This window comes from Serratia sp. (in: enterobacteria) (genome assembly GCF_051654945.1).
Lineage (GTDB): Bacteria > Pseudomonadota > Gammaproteobacteria > Enterobacterales > Enterobacteriaceae > Chania.
On sequence record NZ_JBOFZA010000118.1, the window covers coordinates 610739 to 625124 of the forward strand.

At 56.1% G+C, this 14386-nt stretch carries 18 protein-coding genes; 11 read left to right on the plus strand and 7 right to left on the minus strand.

Translation table 11 applies throughout. The features are described from left to right. The first annotated feature begins 21 nt into the window (after positions 1-21). A complete protein-coding gene (locus ACRDCA_RS28225) occupies positions 22-945 on the plus strand; it encodes a LysR family transcriptional regulator (RefSeq protein WP_438692452.1) in 924 nt (307 codons plus the stop codon). Here ACRDCA_RS28225 and smrA read toward each other — a convergent pair. Continuing rightward, the gene (smrA, locus tag ACRDCA_RS28230) at positions 942-1514 is read right to left on the minus strand and encodes a DNA endonuclease SmrA (RefSeq protein WP_438692453.1); all 573 of its coding nucleotides are present in this window, start codon (positions 1512-1514) and stop codon (positions 942-944) included. The two genes, ACRDCA_RS28225 and smrA, sit on opposite strands and share 4 nt — an antisense overlap. Before the next feature lie 175 nt (positions 1515-1689). Between smrA and ACRDCA_RS28235 the strand changes: the two genes are divergently transcribed. Continuing rightward, positions 1690-2028, plus strand: a complete 339-nt coding sequence (locus ACRDCA_RS28235) for an MbeD/MobD family mobilization/exclusion protein (protein ID WP_438692454.1) — start codon at positions 1690-1692, stop codon at positions 2026-2028. Positions 2029-2073: 45 nt separating this feature from the next. Continuing rightward, the gene (locus ACRDCA_RS28240; RefSeq protein ID WP_438692455.1) at positions 2074-2520 is read left to right on the plus strand and encodes a DUF1198 family protein; all 447 of its coding nucleotides are present in this window, start codon (positions 2074-2076) and stop codon (positions 2518-2520) included. Between the two features lie 27 nt (positions 2521-2547). On the opposite strand, the gene ACRDCA_RS28245 is transcribed toward ACRDCA_RS28240, so the two are convergent. Beyond that, positions 2548-2886, minus strand: coding sequence for a DUF2002 family protein (locus ACRDCA_RS28245; protein ID WP_438692456.1), 339 nt, complete (start codon positions 2884-2886; stop codon positions 2548-2550). Between the two features lie 103 nt (positions 2887-2989). After that, the gene (locus ACRDCA_RS28250; RefSeq protein ID WP_438692457.1) at positions 2990-3994 is read right to left on the minus strand and encodes a helix-turn-helix domain-containing protein; all 1005 of its coding nucleotides are present in this window, start codon (positions 3992-3994) and stop codon (positions 2990-2992) included. Positions 3995-4137: 143 nt separating this feature from the next. Between ACRDCA_RS28250 and ACRDCA_RS28255 the strand changes: the two genes are divergently transcribed. After that, the gene (locus ACRDCA_RS28255) at positions 4138-5166 is read left to right on the plus strand and encodes an alpha/beta hydrolase family protein (RefSeq protein ID WP_438692458.1); all 1029 of its coding nucleotides are present in this window, start codon (positions 4138-4140) and stop codon (positions 5164-5166) included. Here ACRDCA_RS28255 and ACRDCA_RS28260 read toward each other — a convergent pair. Continuing rightward, positions 5126-6022: a LysR family transcriptional regulator gene (locus ACRDCA_RS28260; RefSeq protein WP_438692459.1), complete on the minus strand. Its 897-nt coding sequence runs from the start codon at positions 6020-6022 to the stop codon at positions 5126-5128. The genes ACRDCA_RS28255 and ACRDCA_RS28260 overlap by 41 nt on opposite strands. A 106-nt stretch (positions 6023-6128) precedes the next feature. On the opposite strand from ACRDCA_RS28260, the gene ACRDCA_RS28265 reads away from it, so the two are divergent. Beyond that, positions 6129-7508 (plus strand): MFS transporter, encoded by a 1380-nt coding sequence (locus ACRDCA_RS28265; RefSeq protein WP_438692460.1) that lies wholly within the window; start codon positions 6129-6131, stop codon positions 7506-7508. After that, positions 7508-7888: a DUF4440 domain-containing protein gene (locus ACRDCA_RS28270; RefSeq protein WP_438692461.1), complete on the plus strand. Its 381-nt coding sequence runs from the start codon at positions 7508-7510 to the stop codon at positions 7886-7888. The genes ACRDCA_RS28265 and ACRDCA_RS28270 overlap by 1 nt, the downstream gene beginning before the upstream one ends. Here ACRDCA_RS28270 and ACRDCA_RS28275 read toward each other — a convergent pair whose 3' ends face one another. Together ACRDCA_RS28275 and asr are read right to left on the minus strand one after the other, a co-directional pair. Continuing rightward, the gene (locus tag ACRDCA_RS28275) at positions 7889-8011 is read right to left on the minus strand and encodes a hypothetical protein (RefSeq protein WP_438692527.1); all 123 of its coding nucleotides are present in this window, start codon (positions 8009-8011) and stop codon (positions 7889-7891) included. A 66-nt stretch (positions 8012-8077) separates the two neighbouring features. Further along, the gene (gene asr / locus ACRDCA_RS28280; protein ID WP_438692462.1) at positions 8078-8548 is read right to left on the minus strand and encodes an acid resistance repetitive basic protein Asr; all 471 of its coding nucleotides are present in this window, start codon (positions 8546-8548) and stop codon (positions 8078-8080) included. Between the two features lie 261 nt (positions 8549-8809). Here asr and ACRDCA_RS28285 point away from each other — a divergent pair, with 261 nt between their 5' ends. Further along, positions 8810-9118, plus strand: coding sequence for a DUF883 family protein (locus tag ACRDCA_RS28285; RefSeq protein WP_438692463.1), 309 nt, complete (start codon positions 8810-8812; stop codon positions 9116-9118). A 70-nt stretch (positions 9119-9188) separates the two neighbouring features. On the opposite strand, the gene ACRDCA_RS28290 is transcribed toward ACRDCA_RS28285, so the two are convergent. Then, positions 9189-10625: a PLP-dependent aminotransferase family protein gene (locus ACRDCA_RS28290; RefSeq protein ID WP_438692464.1), complete on the minus strand. Its 1437-nt coding sequence runs from the start codon at positions 10623-10625 to the stop codon at positions 9189-9191. A gap of 286 nt (positions 10626-10911) precedes the next feature. Between ACRDCA_RS28290 and ACRDCA_RS28295 the strand changes: the two genes are divergently transcribed. The 4 genes from ACRDCA_RS28295 to nrdE all read left to right on the plus strand — a co-directional run bounded on the left by ACRDCA_RS28295 (position 10912) and on the right by nrdE (position 14383). Continuing rightward, complete coding sequence (locus tag ACRDCA_RS28295) at positions 10912-11343, plus strand: carboxymuconolactone decarboxylase family protein (protein ID WP_438692465.1); 432 nt, start codon at positions 10912-10914, stop codon at positions 11341-11343. A 267-nt stretch (positions 11344-11610) separates the two neighbouring features. After that, the gene (gene nrdH, locus ACRDCA_RS28300) at positions 11611-11847 is read left to right on the plus strand and encodes a glutaredoxin-like protein NrdH (protein WP_438692466.1); all 237 of its coding nucleotides are present in this window, start codon (positions 11611-11613) and stop codon (positions 11845-11847) included. 8 nt (positions 11848-11855) lie between these two features. After that, positions 11856-12257: a class Ib ribonucleoside-diphosphate reductase assembly flavoprotein NrdI gene (nrdI, locus tag ACRDCA_RS28305; protein ID WP_438692467.1), complete on the plus strand. Its 402-nt coding sequence runs from the start codon at positions 11856-11858 to the stop codon at positions 12255-12257. Further along, entirely contained in the window at positions 12239-14383 is a 2145-nt protein-coding gene (gene nrdE, locus ACRDCA_RS28310) for a class 1b ribonucleoside-diphosphate reductase subunit alpha (RefSeq protein ID WP_438692468.1), read from the plus strand. Before nrdI ends, nrdE begins: the two co-directional genes overlap by 19 nt. Positions 14384-14386 lie beyond the last annotated feature (3 nt).

Consider the following 14386-nt stretch of genomic DNA (forward strand, 5'->3'; position numbering starts at 1 on the left):
ATAACCTGGAGGTTATGACAAATGGCAGACTGGACTCAGCGCCTCAAAATCCATCATCTGCGCCTGCTGATGTGTCTCGGTGAGCAAGGCAACCTGACTCAGGTGGCCAAGATGATGAATATCACGCAGCCTGCGCTGTCGAAGTGGCTGTCAGCCTTGGAGGAAGATGTGGGTATCACGTTGTTTGAACGCCACAGCAAAGGGCTACGGCCTTCCGAAGGCGGCAAACTGCTGCTGGAGCACGCGCGGCGTATCCTTAACGATCTCGATCGCTCGCGTGAAGACATCATCCGTTTCAAACAGGGGGGCCAGGGTAGCCTGCTGATCGGCTGCTCACCGGTAGCGACCGACTGCGTAACCCAAGCGATTCTGGCGGTGGTCGATGATTACCCCAGCGTGCACCTGCAAATCGTGGAAAACGTGATGACGCCACTGCTGCAAAACCTGCTGTCGGGCAAGATCGATGTGGTGGTTGGCCGCATTGGCGGTCACGCCCTGCAACTGCCGCTCAATTACCGCGTGCTGTATACCGAACCGGTATGTTTCGTCGCGCGCACGCAGCACCCGCTGGCCAGCCGCAGCAGCATTGCCTGGGAGGAACTGATGGCCTATCGCTGGATCGTCTGGCCAAGCGGTACGCCGATCCGCGTCAGTATCGATAACGCGCTGGTGGAACAGGGTGTGATGTTGCCCAGCGATCATATTGAGTCGGCATCAATGAGTGTGACTTTAGGCATGACTCAGAGCAGCGAGATGATTTCCATTCTGTCATGGCGGCTGGCCGCTCGCTATGCCGCTCAGGGCCAGCTCACTATTCTGCCGCTCCCCCGTCTCGAGCAGAAAGGCAGCGTCGGGGTGTTCTGGCGCAAGAACGATTTTCCTTCGGATGTCCTGCAACGCTTCCTCAATCATTTGATCAGCGATGCTGCCGGAGATGCGGCTTAACGGCTGTGTTTGGCGTGGCGTTCGAAGTTATCGGCCTTGGCCTGTGCAGACTTACGCAAGGTTACGTAGCACGCCCCCTCTCCACCATCGCGCGGCAATGCCCGGCAAAATGCCTGCACCTGTTCAAACTGCCCCAACCATTTGGCCAGATAGCTGCGGATGATATTCGGATGACTTTGATCCGTACGCCCGCGGCCATGCACGATCAGCAACGAGCGCAGGCTGTCTTTCTCCGCCTGGATGATAAAGCGGAACAGCGCCTGGCGGCAGTTCTCCACCGGCTGGCGCAGCAGATTGAGGCTGACGTGTGGTGGATAATGCCCGTGGCGCAGCTTGTCCAGCACGCCCTGCTGAATGCCTTCGCCCTTATATTCCAACGGCGTATCGCAGGGAATGATGTCCAGAAAGCCGGTGCTGAGGAAATTCTCAAACTGCAACGCCTGAGCTTCCCGACGCGCACGTTTATCGACGGTATCCTGCTGCTTGAGGTACAGAGTGGCTTGCCCCTTGGATAACGGCTGGACATCGGCCATCGCCTGTTCAAAAACATCTTTCTCTTCGTTACTCATTGCGTACCACTCTCGGGAGATTTGACGAAACGGGGGATCTTCTATTGCGGAGAATGTGTTGATTGTATGACGCCTTGCCGAGGTTGCAAGAGAGGAATTCGCGGCAACGGGTGAGGTTATGAACGGTTTTCGCTATACTGCAGGCCATTATTGAGTGCCGCAGAGGATCCAACCCATGACTATGCGCGAGCTGGAAATCCAGTTTCAGAATGCAATGAATGAGTTACAAGCCAGCTTCGAAAAGCAGCACCGGGAATGGCAGCAAGGTTATCAGGCCCTGCAACAGCAGTTAGCCGAAGCGCAACGGCGTGAAACCACCCTGCGCATGCAGAATCAACAGCTGTTAAACAAACTGAGCACCGCCAGTTCAGTGCCGGAACAGCATGCCCTGGTCAAGCAGATCAAGATGTTGGGCGCGCATCTGGATGCGCTGGCACAAGATGCCGCCACCTTTAATCGCCATGTCCATAATCAACAACGGGCCGCAGACAATTTCAGCGGCGAGCAACACTGACAATTTCGGGCGCGTAAGCTGCGCACCAAGACGGTAAAAACTGACATGACGTGGATCATCATCGCCGCCCTGATCGTAGTTTTCATTATTGGTTATCGTGTCCTGACTTCAGACACCCGCAAGGCGATAGATTCACTGGCGCATTTGCTGAAAATAAAGCCAATGCTGGTGGAGTCCATGCTGCAAGAGATGGGCAACCGCCATAGCCAAAGCTTTATCCGCATGTTGAACAACGGCTACACCGAAGAGATGCATCAGGCTGCCTATTTGCTGTTTATCTACCTGACGTTTGTCAAACAGGCGGATGATGAGCAGATTGGCCTGTGGCGGGAAACGCTGATACGCGCCGGGCTGTCGCCGGAGCTGCATGCCGAGCATACCGAAGCGGCACTGTTTTACTTTGCCGAGCTGGATCTGGATGCGTTTGAGCTGGCGCAGTTCCGTCGTGCCTATAACGAACGCTATAACCGGGAAGCGCTGACAAACTGGTGAAGCTTTCCCCCGGCAACGGGGGAGAGTTTACATGTACATGCTGTAAAGATAGCGCGAGAGCGCATCGCGGGAGCTGAAACCATGAGGAATACCGTAACGCGCGTTGGGCGTGTCGCCGCTTAAATCCAGCGGGAACTCAAGATATTGCTCGCTGGTGCGCACCGCCGAGGTGGGGGTGGCAAAATGGATACTCTTCTCTTTTAGCGCCGGGTGGATCACCAGCGCCATTCTGCCCATCCGCGCTTCGCGATTCACATAGACATAATGCTCGCCCTTGCGAAAGCCGTAGGCCTGATCGGTGACATAATCACGCTCAAAACCGGTACTCTCTAACACCTTAGCCACTTCATCCGGCCGTAAATACATCGATTTCTCCTCTCAGTTCTGGATAGCCAAGCGACCTTACCGCAATCAGGAGATGAAACAATTAATTTATCCGTATGGATTCTGGTTTAGGAATAATCTGTGGCTATAGGTCTCCCAACTGCCGTTTACGCCATTCACTGGGGCTCATCCCCTGAACCCGCAAAAACTCACGGTTAAAGTTGGACTTGGTGCTAAAACCGGCCTCCAGCATAACCTCGGTCACCGGACGATCGCTGTTGCTCAGCATCAGGGCCGCTTGCTGAATGCGTAACTGGTTGACGTATTGGGATACGTTCATCCCCGCCTGCTGGTTGATCGCCTGAGAAACTTTACGTGCGGGTATGCCCACCTTGCGCGCTAACCGGGCCAGATTCAGCGCCGGTTCCAGATAGAGATCGTCTTGCCGCAGCCGTTGGTTAATCCGCTCAAAGCAGTGTTCGTCATCCTCGGTTACGGCCTCTGAAGCAATAGCTGGCTGGGGCAGTTCCTCTGGTTCAGGCTGTTGGCGATCACGGCCAAGTACCAATCCGACTCCCACCACCACCATCACATTGCCAAAGGCTGCCAGAGCACCAGCATGGCTCCCGGCAAACAGCACATAATCCAGATCGATCGCCAGTTCGCTAAAACCACAGACGATCAACAGGGCACCTAAACCGCACCATAAGCGATAACTCAACCAACTCTCCGCCAGCGGTACCTGCTGTAAGGCATTCTCACCGCGCCGCAGGTATAGCAAGATAGCCGCGCCGTAGCCCAAATAGCCGATAATGATCAGCCCATCCAAGGCGATCAACGCTTGCCACTGCGCCAAGATCACCAACAGCGGCAACGCCAGATGCCCAACGATGCGCCAACCCATCGGCCCACGTGCGTGCAACATCAGTACCAGATAACACAGCGGTGGGATCAAAGCCGCTCCCAAAGGTTGCAGCGTGGCCACCCAAGTTTGCTGATAGCCAAAGCGGATCCCCACCAGCAGGCTTTGCCAGGCGCAGATCAACAGCAACAGCTGTAACAACCAACGGCGCGGCTGCGGCCAACCAAGACGTACAATCAACGCCAGGCACAACAGACTGAACAGAAAAGACAGCGGGATAAGCGGCATGAAACCTCGGTGATTAATCGGCAACGCCCCAGTGTAGAGAGCATAGTCAGCTAAAACAATTGCTTAACGACCTAGATCGCGATCGAGGTCGCGCAAAGAGAACGCCGATGCGAGGGTCTGGTTTTGCCTTTTAAGGAGCAATGATGAAAAAGTTTTGGATCCTGTGCCTGCTGTTTAGCAGTGTCGCCACGGCGGCCCCCTGGCAGGTTGCCAGCCGTCTGCAAACGTTTTATAACGGCGATCGCCCCTTGGTCAGCCGCATCTATTATCCCACTAGCGCCCAAGGCCAGCCGCAACAGGTCGGTGGCAGGCCGGTATTTGCAGGTACCTCAGCGCTGCCGGACGCCCCACCCGCCACCGGGCATTTTCCACTGCTGATTATCAGCCATGGCAGCGGAGGCAACAACAGCAGCCAAGCCTGGCTGGCGAGCGCATTAGCGCAACAAGGGATGATTGTGATCGCAGCCAATCATCCGGGCAGCACCAGCGGTGATTCCATCCCGGTAAAATCAATCGAACTGTGGCAGCAAACGCGCGATATCTCGGCACTGATCGATGCGATGCTCAAGGACAACACCTGGCAGCCGCGCATCAACCCGCAGGCCATTGGCGTGGCGGGTCATTCCAAAGGTGGCTACAGCGCCATCTCCGTGATTGGCGGTCAGGTGGCGTTAAAGGATTTCATCGCCGGTTGCCAACGCCAACCCCGCTCTCCTAACTGCCTGTTTTATGCCGGTGTGAACAAAGAGAGTCTCTCTGCCTCGGCGTTTGATGCCAATTATACCGATGCCCGCATCCGCTTTGCCATCGCCCTGGACCCAGGTATGGTGCCTTATCTGCAACCGGCCAGCCTGCGGAAAATCAGTGCGCCGTTGCTGATCATCGCCGCACAGCACTTTATGCCGGGCAACGATCCCGAAACTCTGGGGGCTGAATCGCTGGCAACCTATAGTGGGCAGCAGCCGATCAAGGCCATCGTATTGCCGGGCAGTAATCACTTCGATTTCCTACAACTTTGTACCCCCGCCGCCACAGAGATATTAGCGGAGGAAGGGGAAGCCTTTATCTGTGGATCTGCACCTGCCGAGCGTGAACGCGCCCACCGGCAGGCCATCGCGGCTGTGCTGGCCTTTATTCAGCCGTGGCTACCCGCGCCCGCAGGAAATCAATAAACCCCCGTACCTTCTCCGGCACATGGCGTGTATTGGGATAGAGCGCATAGATGCTCTGGGCCGGGAACTGGTGATCCGGCAGCAGGTGACACAATTGCCCGTTAGCAATAACGGGCCGTACCAGCCATGCCGGCAACAGCGCCACACCGGCCCCCTGTAAGGCGAAAGTCAGCAACGCTGTAGCGCTATCGGCCATTAGCCTGGCGTCGCCTTCCACCTTGAACAATACCGCCTGCCGTTCAGGGGTAAGCACTTGCCAACTCAGCGGCGAAGCGAGACGGCTGTGGGCCAACCAACTGGCCTGAGCCAGTTGAGGCAATGACGAAATCGGCTGGCCAGTCAGATAGGCCGGAGCCGCCACCGGCACAATTTTGAAGTTGTCGATGAGCGCCGCATGATGGTTGGAATCCGCCAGATGCCCCAGGCGGATAGCCACGTCAAACCGCTCGGAAATCAGATCCGCATGGTAGGAGGAAGAAACATGCTGAATACGTAAGCGCGGGTGCAGCTGTGCAAAAGCAGCCAACGCAGGCACCACCACCTGAGTTCCATATTCCGGCGTACTGGTGATACGCAGAACGCCACTCAAGCCATGATGATCGCGGCGCACGTCGTCGAGCAGGTATTCCGCATCTTGCAACAACCGTTGGCAGCGCGGATAAAAACGCTCTCCAGCATCGGTGAGTGACAGCCGCCGCGTACTGCGCACCAACAGCGAGACGCCTAGCTCATTTTCCAACTGCTTGATATTAAAACTGACTACCGCTTTGGTTTGCCCTAACGCCTCTGCCGCGGCGGTGAAGCTGCCGCTATCGACCACCGCGATAAACATCGCCAATCTAGCTAAATTCAACATTGCCTACTCGCCAACTGTCAAAATATTTTTGACAGTGTAATCGCTCAGCGCCGATTTATCAGCCCTTTGCTGCCCGCTACACTGCACGCCTTCAACCGGAGGCTTCATGGCTTATCGCACTAAAGTAGCAATCGTCTATTTGCTCGGCTTCTTTGTCGACCTGATCAACATGTTTATCGCCAACGTGGCCTACCCGGCGATCGGCCACGCCTTGCAGGCGAACATCAGTCAACTGGCCTGGGTCAGCAACGGTTATCTGCTTGGCCTGACGCTGGTGATCCCGCTCAGTGCCTGGCTGGCACAGCGTATTGGCGGACGGCAAGTGTTTCTGCTGTCATTGGTGCTGTTTATGCTGGCAACCACGGCGGCAGGCAGCGCAGGCTCTATCGAAGCCCTGATCGGCTGGCGGGTGATCCAAGGAATGGGCGGAGGGTTGCTGATCCCGATAGGTCAAACGCTCACCTATCAGCTGTTTCGCAGCCATGAACGCGCCGGGCTTTCTGCCGCTATCATGCTGGTGGGGCTGCTTGCTCCGGCATTATCCCCGGCACTGGGCGGCTTGATCGTCGATCACTTCAACTGGCGCTGGGTGTTTTTCAGCAATCTGCCGCTGGCGGCGTTGGCTCTGCTGCTGGCTATTTGCTGGCTACGTAACGAACCTTCAACCAACGTAATCAAGCGGCTGGACGTTGTCGGGCTGTTCAGCGCTTGCCTGGCACTCACCCTGATCCTGCTGGGCCTGACCCGTTTGAGCGAACCCCAATCACTGTTGCAGGGAGCAACCCTGCTGCTCGGCGGGTTGTTGGTGTTTGCTCACTATCTGCGGCACAGCCTGCGCCATCCGCACCCGCTGCTGGATCTGCGGCTGATGCAGGATGCGCAATTACGGGTCGCCATGATCGTTTACCAATGTATTCCTGGCCTGTTCATCGGCGTCAGCCTGGTGACCATGCTGTATCTGCAAAACCAGCTGGGTATGTCGGCTACTCAGGTTGGTGGATTGATGGTTCCCTGGTCACTGGCTTCTTTTGCCGCCATCACCCTGACCGGCAAGGTTTTCAACCGCTGTGGCCCGCGCCCGCTGTTTATTGCCGGCTGTGCTTTGCAAGGATTGGGAATGCTGGCCTTATCGCAGATCGTTGATGCCGGGCAGCATAGCTGGCAAATCTTCGCTTTTGCCCTGATGGGATTGGGAGGCAGCCTGTGTAGCAGTACGGCACAGAGCTGTGCCTTTCTCACCGTTGCCGACACCAGGTTGGCCGATGCCAGCGCCTTATGGAATATCAACCGCCAACTGAGCTTTTGCTTTGGCGTAACCTTGCTCAGCCTGTTGCTCAATCTGTTGCTCAGCCATAACGAGCCACTCTTGGCCTATCGTTACTGTTTTTATCTTGCCGCAGCCAGTACGCTGATCCCGATGCTGCTCTGCCTGCGTATTGCCAACCGCACGATCGTGCGCCATCTCAACGCCAAACAGGAAGCCTGATGAATCGTTATTTTACCGAAGTGATTGATGCCCATGTCGCTATCGCCAACTGGCTGGGCAAGGGGACCGGGGAACCACAGGCGCTGCTGGGGCGCTTTCAGGATGATTTTTGCATGATTGCCCTAAATGGCAGCAAGCTGGGGTTTGAAGAACTGGGGGCATTTTTCCAGGCGCAGCGGTCAGCCAAGCCGGGGCTGGAGATTGTGATCGAGGAAATGACGATGGTCGCAGAATGGGCGACGGGTGCCGTAGTCAACTATCGCGAGAAGCAAACGCTGCCAGGCCAACCGGCAACCCTGCGTTATTCTACCGTGGTGTTTACCCAGACTGCCGCAGGATCTCGCTGGCTGCACCTGCACGAAACGCCTATCACGCAATAATTACAGGAAGCTGCTGGCCAGGAACAGTTCCCAGGCGACGACCAGCCCACATAGCGTCACGGCACTGAAGATCACTTCAAACAGGTAGCGATTGAACATGATATAGCCCCAAAAAAAAGACACCCGGAAGTCCGGGTGTCAGAGTATTCAGCGGATGATGCGCGAGCCTGACGGCTACGCAATCTTCACTTATTTAGCAGCTGGAGCAGCGGCTTTTTTGCTTGATTTGTGGTGTTTTTTAGCAGCCTGGGCTTTCTGAGCAGGTTTGGTTGCTGCTTTGTGATGCTTTTTAGCCGCCTGAGCTTTCTGAGCTACTGGCGCTTTGGTTGCTGCGGCTTTGTGGTGCTTTTTCGCTGCCTGAGCTTTTTGGGCTGGTTTGGTGGCGGCTTTATGATGCTTTTTAGCAGCCTGGGCTTTTTGAGCTACTGGCGCTTTTTTGCTGTGCTTTTTAGCGGCCTGAGCTTTCTGCTCTGGGGCTTTTTTGGTCGCTTTTTTATGCTCTTTCTTGTGGTGAGTCGCTTTAGCTGGTGCTTTCTCAGCCGCAGGAGCCGCAGTAGTAGGAGCCGCAGTGGGTGCCGGTGCAGCCGCAGTATCAGCAGCGAAAGCAACAGAAGACAGGCCCATGGTGGCAGCAACGATCAGCGCTAATACTTTCTTCATCTTTAAACCCTCGGATTGTGTTTTTCGGTAAGCCCGGTTGGGCCGTTGAGGAGATAATAGAGGAATCAATCACCCGCTTCCGTGAGTGATTGGTTTCGCTGAGTAACCAAATGTACAGCGCCCGTAGCCAGGGCCTCAGGCCGGGATTTAGCCCAAAAAATACCTAGTTTTTCGCGGGGATAGCAATTGATTAACGTGATCGCCAGCACATTTCCCAAAGTGGTCTACACTTAAAGGACATGTGTCGCAACGGAGAGTCGAATGTTTAAGAAGACCGATAAAGTAGAACGAGACATCGATCAGGACGTGAACCTGCTGGCCGATACGCTGGATGAAGTTTTACGTGATTCCAGCAGCAAAACCAAAGAAGAACTGCATGAACTGCACAGTAAGGCGAAAGGCGTATTACGCGATGCCCGTGCACGCTTCAGCGGTTCCAGCAGCCTGACACAACACGCGCGCGACGTAGCTGGCAATGCCGATAGCTATGTGCGAGACAAACCTTGGCAGGGCGTAGGTATTGGTGCCGCTGTAGGTATCGTGCTCGGCGTCTTGCTGGCCCGGCGTTAACCATGTAGTCGCAGTAACCATAACAACAGATGTGCGTCTGGCCCACGGTTTTCCGTGGGCCGCTTTATTTTCAGCGCTCGATAATCGCCGCCAGCCGGGCTACCGCGCGCTCTGCCTCGTGGTAACTGGTGAAGTTGGCAAAGCCCAGCAGTAAGCCATTCTCAGCTGACGCTGACATCTGCCAATCCGATAACGCCTGTATTGACAGCCCCTGTTGCCAGGCTTTCTTCGCCAGCTCACTATCATTGAACGCTGCTTTCAGATGAACCAGCATCTGGATACCGCCAGCCTGTGGAGCCACCGTCAAATAGTCTGCGAGTCGCTGTGTCAGGGCCTGTGCCAGCCAGGCTCTCCTCTGGCGATACAGCAGCCGCATGCGCTTCAGATGACGGTAGAAATGCCCGCCGTTGATAAAATCGGCCACCCCGGCTTGCAGCAACGGTGGGCAGCCGCAACCTCGTAACTGGCTACAGCGCTCAAAAGCCGCCACCTGTTCTGCTGGCACCACCAGGTAGGCCATGCGCAGCGCCGGAAACAGGGTTTTGCTGAAGGTCCCGGCGTACAGCACGCGCCCCTGGCGATCGAGACTTTTCAACGGCGGTAAGGGTTTTCCGTAGTAACGGCATTCGCTGTCGTAATCGTCTTCGACAATCCATGCCGATTGCCGGGTTGCCCAATCCAGCAACATCATACGCCGGGCCAGGCTGAGAGTGACTCCTAACGGGCTTTGGTGAGTTGGCGTCAGCACCGCCATGCGGGCATTGGGCCGGGCAATCATACCGGCGCTGATGTCCATGCCTTGTTTATCCACCGGCACCGGGACAATTTGCATACCGGCGGCGCTAAACATCGGCTGAGTAACCGGATAGCCAGGATCTTCTAACCACACGGCCTCTCCCGGCTGCAACAGCGCGTTAATTACCAGCTCTAACAAGGCCTGATAACCCGCGCAGATAAATACCTGCTCCGGCTGGCAGACGATGCCACGGGAAAGGTGCAGGTAGTGCACGATTGCCTCACGCAGTTCCAGCAGGCCGTTGGGGGGAGGATGCGCCAGTGCGGCCATCGTGGTGCCACGCAGTTGCCGGGCAACGATGCGCTGCCATAGCGCCCGTGGGAAGGCATCCAGCGCGGGCAGGCCAAGCTGGAAAGGCTGAATCGGTCCTGCGGGATGAGACTGGAATGCGGACGGAGCCGGAGTCGACAAAGTAGCTACCGCTGACGATTCGCGGCGCTCAGGCACTTTCAGCAACTGGGCAGAAACATAGGTTCCCGCCTGGCCGCGGCTTTGCAGAAAACCTTCGGCCATCAGGGCTCCGTAGGCATTCTCAACCGTCGCACGCGCCACTCCCAGATCGCTGGCCAGGCCCCGCACCGAAGGTAAACGGCTGTTAGCCACCAGGGTGCCCTGCACGATAGCGTCTTTGATCCGCAGATAGATCTGCCGGTAGAGCGGCTCGGCCTGTTGGTGATCCAGCCGTAGGGAAGCAAGGAAATGACGTGTCATGGCCTGATGTCCCCCCTCACCCTAGCCCTCTCCCAAAGGGAGAGGGGACCGAGCGTGCCACAGATTGGCAACGGCACCCTACAGCGGCTCCGGGCTAGCCCCCTCTCCCCACACAAGTGTTCGCTATGTAGCTCGAACCGTATATTGGGTTGGGGTGAGGGGGAGCTGGGCAAAGGGCTACGCATCATGGCCTGGTTAAATAATCATTTTATGGCTCTATAGCATAGACCATATCGCCGCTAAAGTAGCGCCATACATTTGTGATGTCGCAACTCCGAGGTAGAACATGATCAAGCAACGTTTGCAGTACGCCGAACTGTCACCGGCCCCTTATAAAGCCATGCTGAGCGCCTTGGGCGGATTGGAGAAAGGCCCGCTGGACAAGACGCTCATCGAGCTGATGTTTATGCGCGTTTCACAGATCAACGGCTGTGCCTTCTGCCTGGATATGCACGGTAAAGCGCTGCGTGCAGGGGGAGCAAGCAACGCCAAGCTGGATACGCTGGCGGGATGGCGCGTCAGCCACGAATTCAGCGAGGCGGAACGTGCCGCGTTGGAATGGGCCGAAGCGGTCACCCTGATTGCGGCGAGCGGCGCACCGGACAGCGCCTTTGACGCCCTGAAAGCCCATTTCAGCGACGCCGAAATCAGCGATCTTACCTTTGCCATCAGCATTATGAACGCCTTTAACCGCCTGGCCGTCAGCATGCGGCAGTAATTTTACTGGCCGGGACAACCCGGCCTGCTCAATCCCCACCGCAAAAAATATTTCCCCAGCGCTTTTCCAGCCTCGGCGCGGCCTGCGCATCAAAAACCGAAAAACACCACATATAGTGATGTTGATAAAATAAATATCCACATATAGTATTCATTCATCGCCACAGGGGAAAACGCCCAGGCTGGTGACACCGTCAGAAACGTCCATGTAATGCGCCGTTCTCTGAGCTATCCGCCTTTCCTGCCAGATAAAAGGTAAATGCGAATCATGAGTATTATTATTTACACCAAACCGAATTGTGTCCAGTGCAATGCCACTTACCGCGCGTTGGATAGACAAGGGATCGACTATCGCGTGGTCGATCTTACCCAGGATCAGCAGGCGCTGAACCACGTTAAATCACTCGGCTATCAGCAGGTTCCGGTGATTATCGCCGGTGACGATCACTGGTCTGGTTTCCGTCCGGACAAGATTGGCGCGTTAGCCAACGCCCTAACCTCCTGAGGTGTGCCATGGATCCGCTGGTTTACTTCTCCAGCAGCTCGGAGAACACCCACAGATTCGTTGAGAAATTGGCCCTGCCAGCGATACGCATCCCGATCGCTGGCAGTAAAAAAGTGCTGATGGAGCACCCGTATATCCTGATCGTACCCAGCTACGGCGGCGGCAGCAGCGTCGGTGCCGTACCGATCCAGGTGATCCGTTTTCTCAACAATCCGCAAAATCGCGCTTACCTGCGCGGTGTGATTGCCGCAGGTAATACCAATTTCGGCGCAGCGTATGGCATCGCCGGTGACATCATCGCCAAAAAATGCCAGGTACCGGTGCTTTATCGTTTTGAGCTGCTCGGCACCACACAAGACGTCGCCACCGTTCAACAGGGAGTCACCGCATTTTGGCAACGACAGAACTGACCAGACCCGCCAGCGGCACGCTGGATTACCATTCGCTCAACGCGATGCTCAACCTTTACGACGCTGAAGGACGTATCCAGTTCGATAAAGATCGGCTGGCGGCCAGGCAATACTTTTTGCAACACGTGAACCAGAACACCGTGTTCTTCCATAACCTGGAGGAGAAATTACGCTATCTGGTGGATGAGGGGTATTACGAGGCCGCGGTGCTGGCACAGTATGAGTTTGCCTTCATCAAGCAGCTGTTCCAGCAGGCCTATGCCAGGAAATTCCGCTTCGAAACCTTCCTCGGTGCCTTCAAGTATTACACCAGCTACACGCTGAAAACCTTCGATGGCAAACGCTATCTGGAACGCTATGAAGATCGGGTCTGCATGGTGGCGCTGCGGCTGGCGGCTGGCGATACCGCTCTGGCACAGGATCTGGTGGAGGAGATCATCTCCGGGCGCTTCCAGCCCGCTACCCCTACCTTCCTCAACTGCGGTAAACAGCAGCGTGGCGAGCTGGTTTCCTGCTTCCTGCTGCGGATCGAAGACAATATGGAGTCGATTGGCCGCGCGGTGAATTCGGCGCTGCAACTCTCCAAACGCGGCGGCGGTGTGGCCTTTCTACTGAGCAATATCCGCGAGGTGGGTGCGCCAATCAAGCGCATCGAAAACCAGTCTTCCGGCGTGATCCCGATAATGAAAATGCTGGAAGATGCCTTCTCCTATGCCAACCAACTGGGTGCTCGCCAAGGGGCTGGGGCAGTGTATCTGCACGCCCATCACCCCGATATTCTGCGCTTCCTGGATACCAAGCGGGAAAACGCCGACGAAAAGATCCGTATCAAGACTCTGTCGCTGGGAGTGGTGATCCCGGATATCACCTTCGAGCTGGCCAAGAACAACGAAGAGATGTACCTGTTCTCGCCTTACGATGTGCAGCAGGTGTACGGCGTGCCGCTTTCAGAGATTAGCGTCAGCGAAAAATACCGTGAGATGGTTGACGACAAGCGCATCCGCAAATCCCGTATCAACGCGCGCGAGTTTTTCCAGCTGCTGGCGGAGATCCAGTTCGAATCCGGCTATCCGTACATGATGTTTGAAGATACGGTCAACCGCAGCAACCCGATCGCCGGGCGCATCAATATGAGCAACCTGTGCTCGGAGATCCTGCAGGTCAACAGCCCCAGCCGTTACCATCAGGATGTGAGCTATGCCGAGATCGGTAAAGATATCTCCTGCAACCTCGGCTCGCTGAACATTGCCAAAGTCATGGATGCCCCCGACTTCGGCAAGGCGGTGGAAACCGCGATCTACGGGCTGACGGCGGTAGCGGAGATGAGCGATATCGGTTCGGTGCCGTCCATCGCCGCCGGTAATCAGGCTTCGCACGCCATTGGCCTCGGCCAGATGAACCTGCACGGCTATCTGGCGCGCGAACGTATCTTCTACGGCTCGGACGAAGGGATCGATTTCACCAATATCTATTTCTACACCGTGACCTATCACGCGCTACGCGCCTCTAATCAGTTGGCGATAGCCCGCGGCAGCAGTTTCGGGGGCTTTGAAGACTCCACCTACGCCAGCGGGGAGTATTTCGGTAAATACATCGAGCAGGAGTGGCAGCCAAAAACCGCGCGAGTGCGTGAACTGTTTGCCAACGCCAATATCAGCATTCCAGGGCGTGAGGAGTGGCTGGCGTTACGGGCCTCGGTGATGATGCATGGGCTGTATAACCAGAATCTACAGGCGGTACCGCCAACCGGTTCGATTTCCTACATCAATAATTCGACCTCCAGCATCCATCCGATCGTCTCACGCATCGAGATCCGCAAAGAGGGCAAAATTGGCCGGGTTTACTACCCTGCCCCCTACATGACCAACGATAACCTGGAGTATTACCAGGATGCGTACGAGATTGGTCCGGAAAAGATTATCGATACCTACGCCGCCGCCACGCAGCACGTGGACCAAGGGCTGTCGCTGACGCTGTTCTTCCGCGATACCGCCACCACCCGCGATATTAACCGCGCGCAAATCTATGCCTGGCGTAAAGGCATCAAAACCATTTATTACATCCGCCTGCGCCAGATGGCGTTGGAAGGCACCGAGGTGCAGGGCTGCGTGTCCTGCGCGCTGTGAGGA

Coding starts and splice junctions, on each gene's coding strand:
- ACRDCA_RS28225 (WP_438692452.1), top strand. CDS start 22: ATGGCAGACTGGACTCAGCGCCTCAAAATCCATCATCTGCGCCTGCTG.
- smrA (WP_438692453.1), bottom strand. CDS start 1,514: ATGAGTAACGAAGAGAAAGATGTTTTTGAACAGGCGATGGCCGATGTC.
- ACRDCA_RS28235 (WP_438692454.1), top strand. CDS start 1,690: ATGACTATGCGCGAGCTGGAAATCCAGTTTCAGAATGCAATGAATGAG.
- ACRDCA_RS28240 (WP_438692455.1), top strand. CDS start 2,074: ATGACGTGGATCATCATCGCCGCCCTGATCGTAGTTTTCATTATTGGT.
- ACRDCA_RS28245 (WP_438692456.1), bottom strand. CDS start 2,886: ATGTATTTACGGCCGGATGAAGTGGCTAAGGTGTTAGAGAGTACCGGT.
- ACRDCA_RS28250 (WP_438692457.1), bottom strand. CDS start 3,994: ATGCCGCTTATCCCGCTGTCTTTTCTGTTCAGTCTGTTGTGCCTGGCG.
- ACRDCA_RS28255 (WP_438692458.1), top strand. CDS start 4,138: ATGAAAAAGTTTTGGATCCTGTGCCTGCTGTTTAGCAGTGTCGCCACG.
- ACRDCA_RS28260 (WP_438692459.1), bottom strand. CDS start 6,022: ATGTTGAATTTAGCTAGATTGGCGATGTTTATCGCGGTGGTCGATAGC.
- ACRDCA_RS28265 (WP_438692460.1), top strand. CDS start 6,129: ATGGCTTATCGCACTAAAGTAGCAATCGTCTATTTGCTCGGCTTCTTT.
- ACRDCA_RS28270 (WP_438692461.1), top strand. CDS start 7,508: ATGAATCGTTATTTTACCGAAGTGATTGATGCCCATGTCGCTATCGCC.
- asr (WP_438692462.1), bottom strand. CDS start 8,548: ATGAAGAAAGTATTAGCGCTGATCGTTGCTGCCACCATGGGCCTGTCT.
- ACRDCA_RS28285 (WP_438692463.1), top strand. CDS start 8,810: ATGTTTAAGAAGACCGATAAAGTAGAACGAGACATCGATCAGGACGTG.
- ACRDCA_RS28290 (WP_438692464.1), bottom strand. CDS start 10,625: ATGACACGTCATTTCCTTGCTTCCCTACGGCTGGATCACCAACAGGCC.
- ACRDCA_RS28295 (WP_438692465.1), top strand. CDS start 10,912: ATGATCAAGCAACGTTTGCAGTACGCCGAACTGTCACCGGCCCCTTAT.
- nrdH (WP_438692466.1), top strand. CDS start 11,611: ATGAGTATTATTATTTACACCAAACCGAATTGTGTCCAGTGCAATGCC.
- nrdI (WP_438692467.1), top strand. CDS start 11,856: ATGGATCCGCTGGTTTACTTCTCCAGCAGCTCGGAGAACACCCACAGA.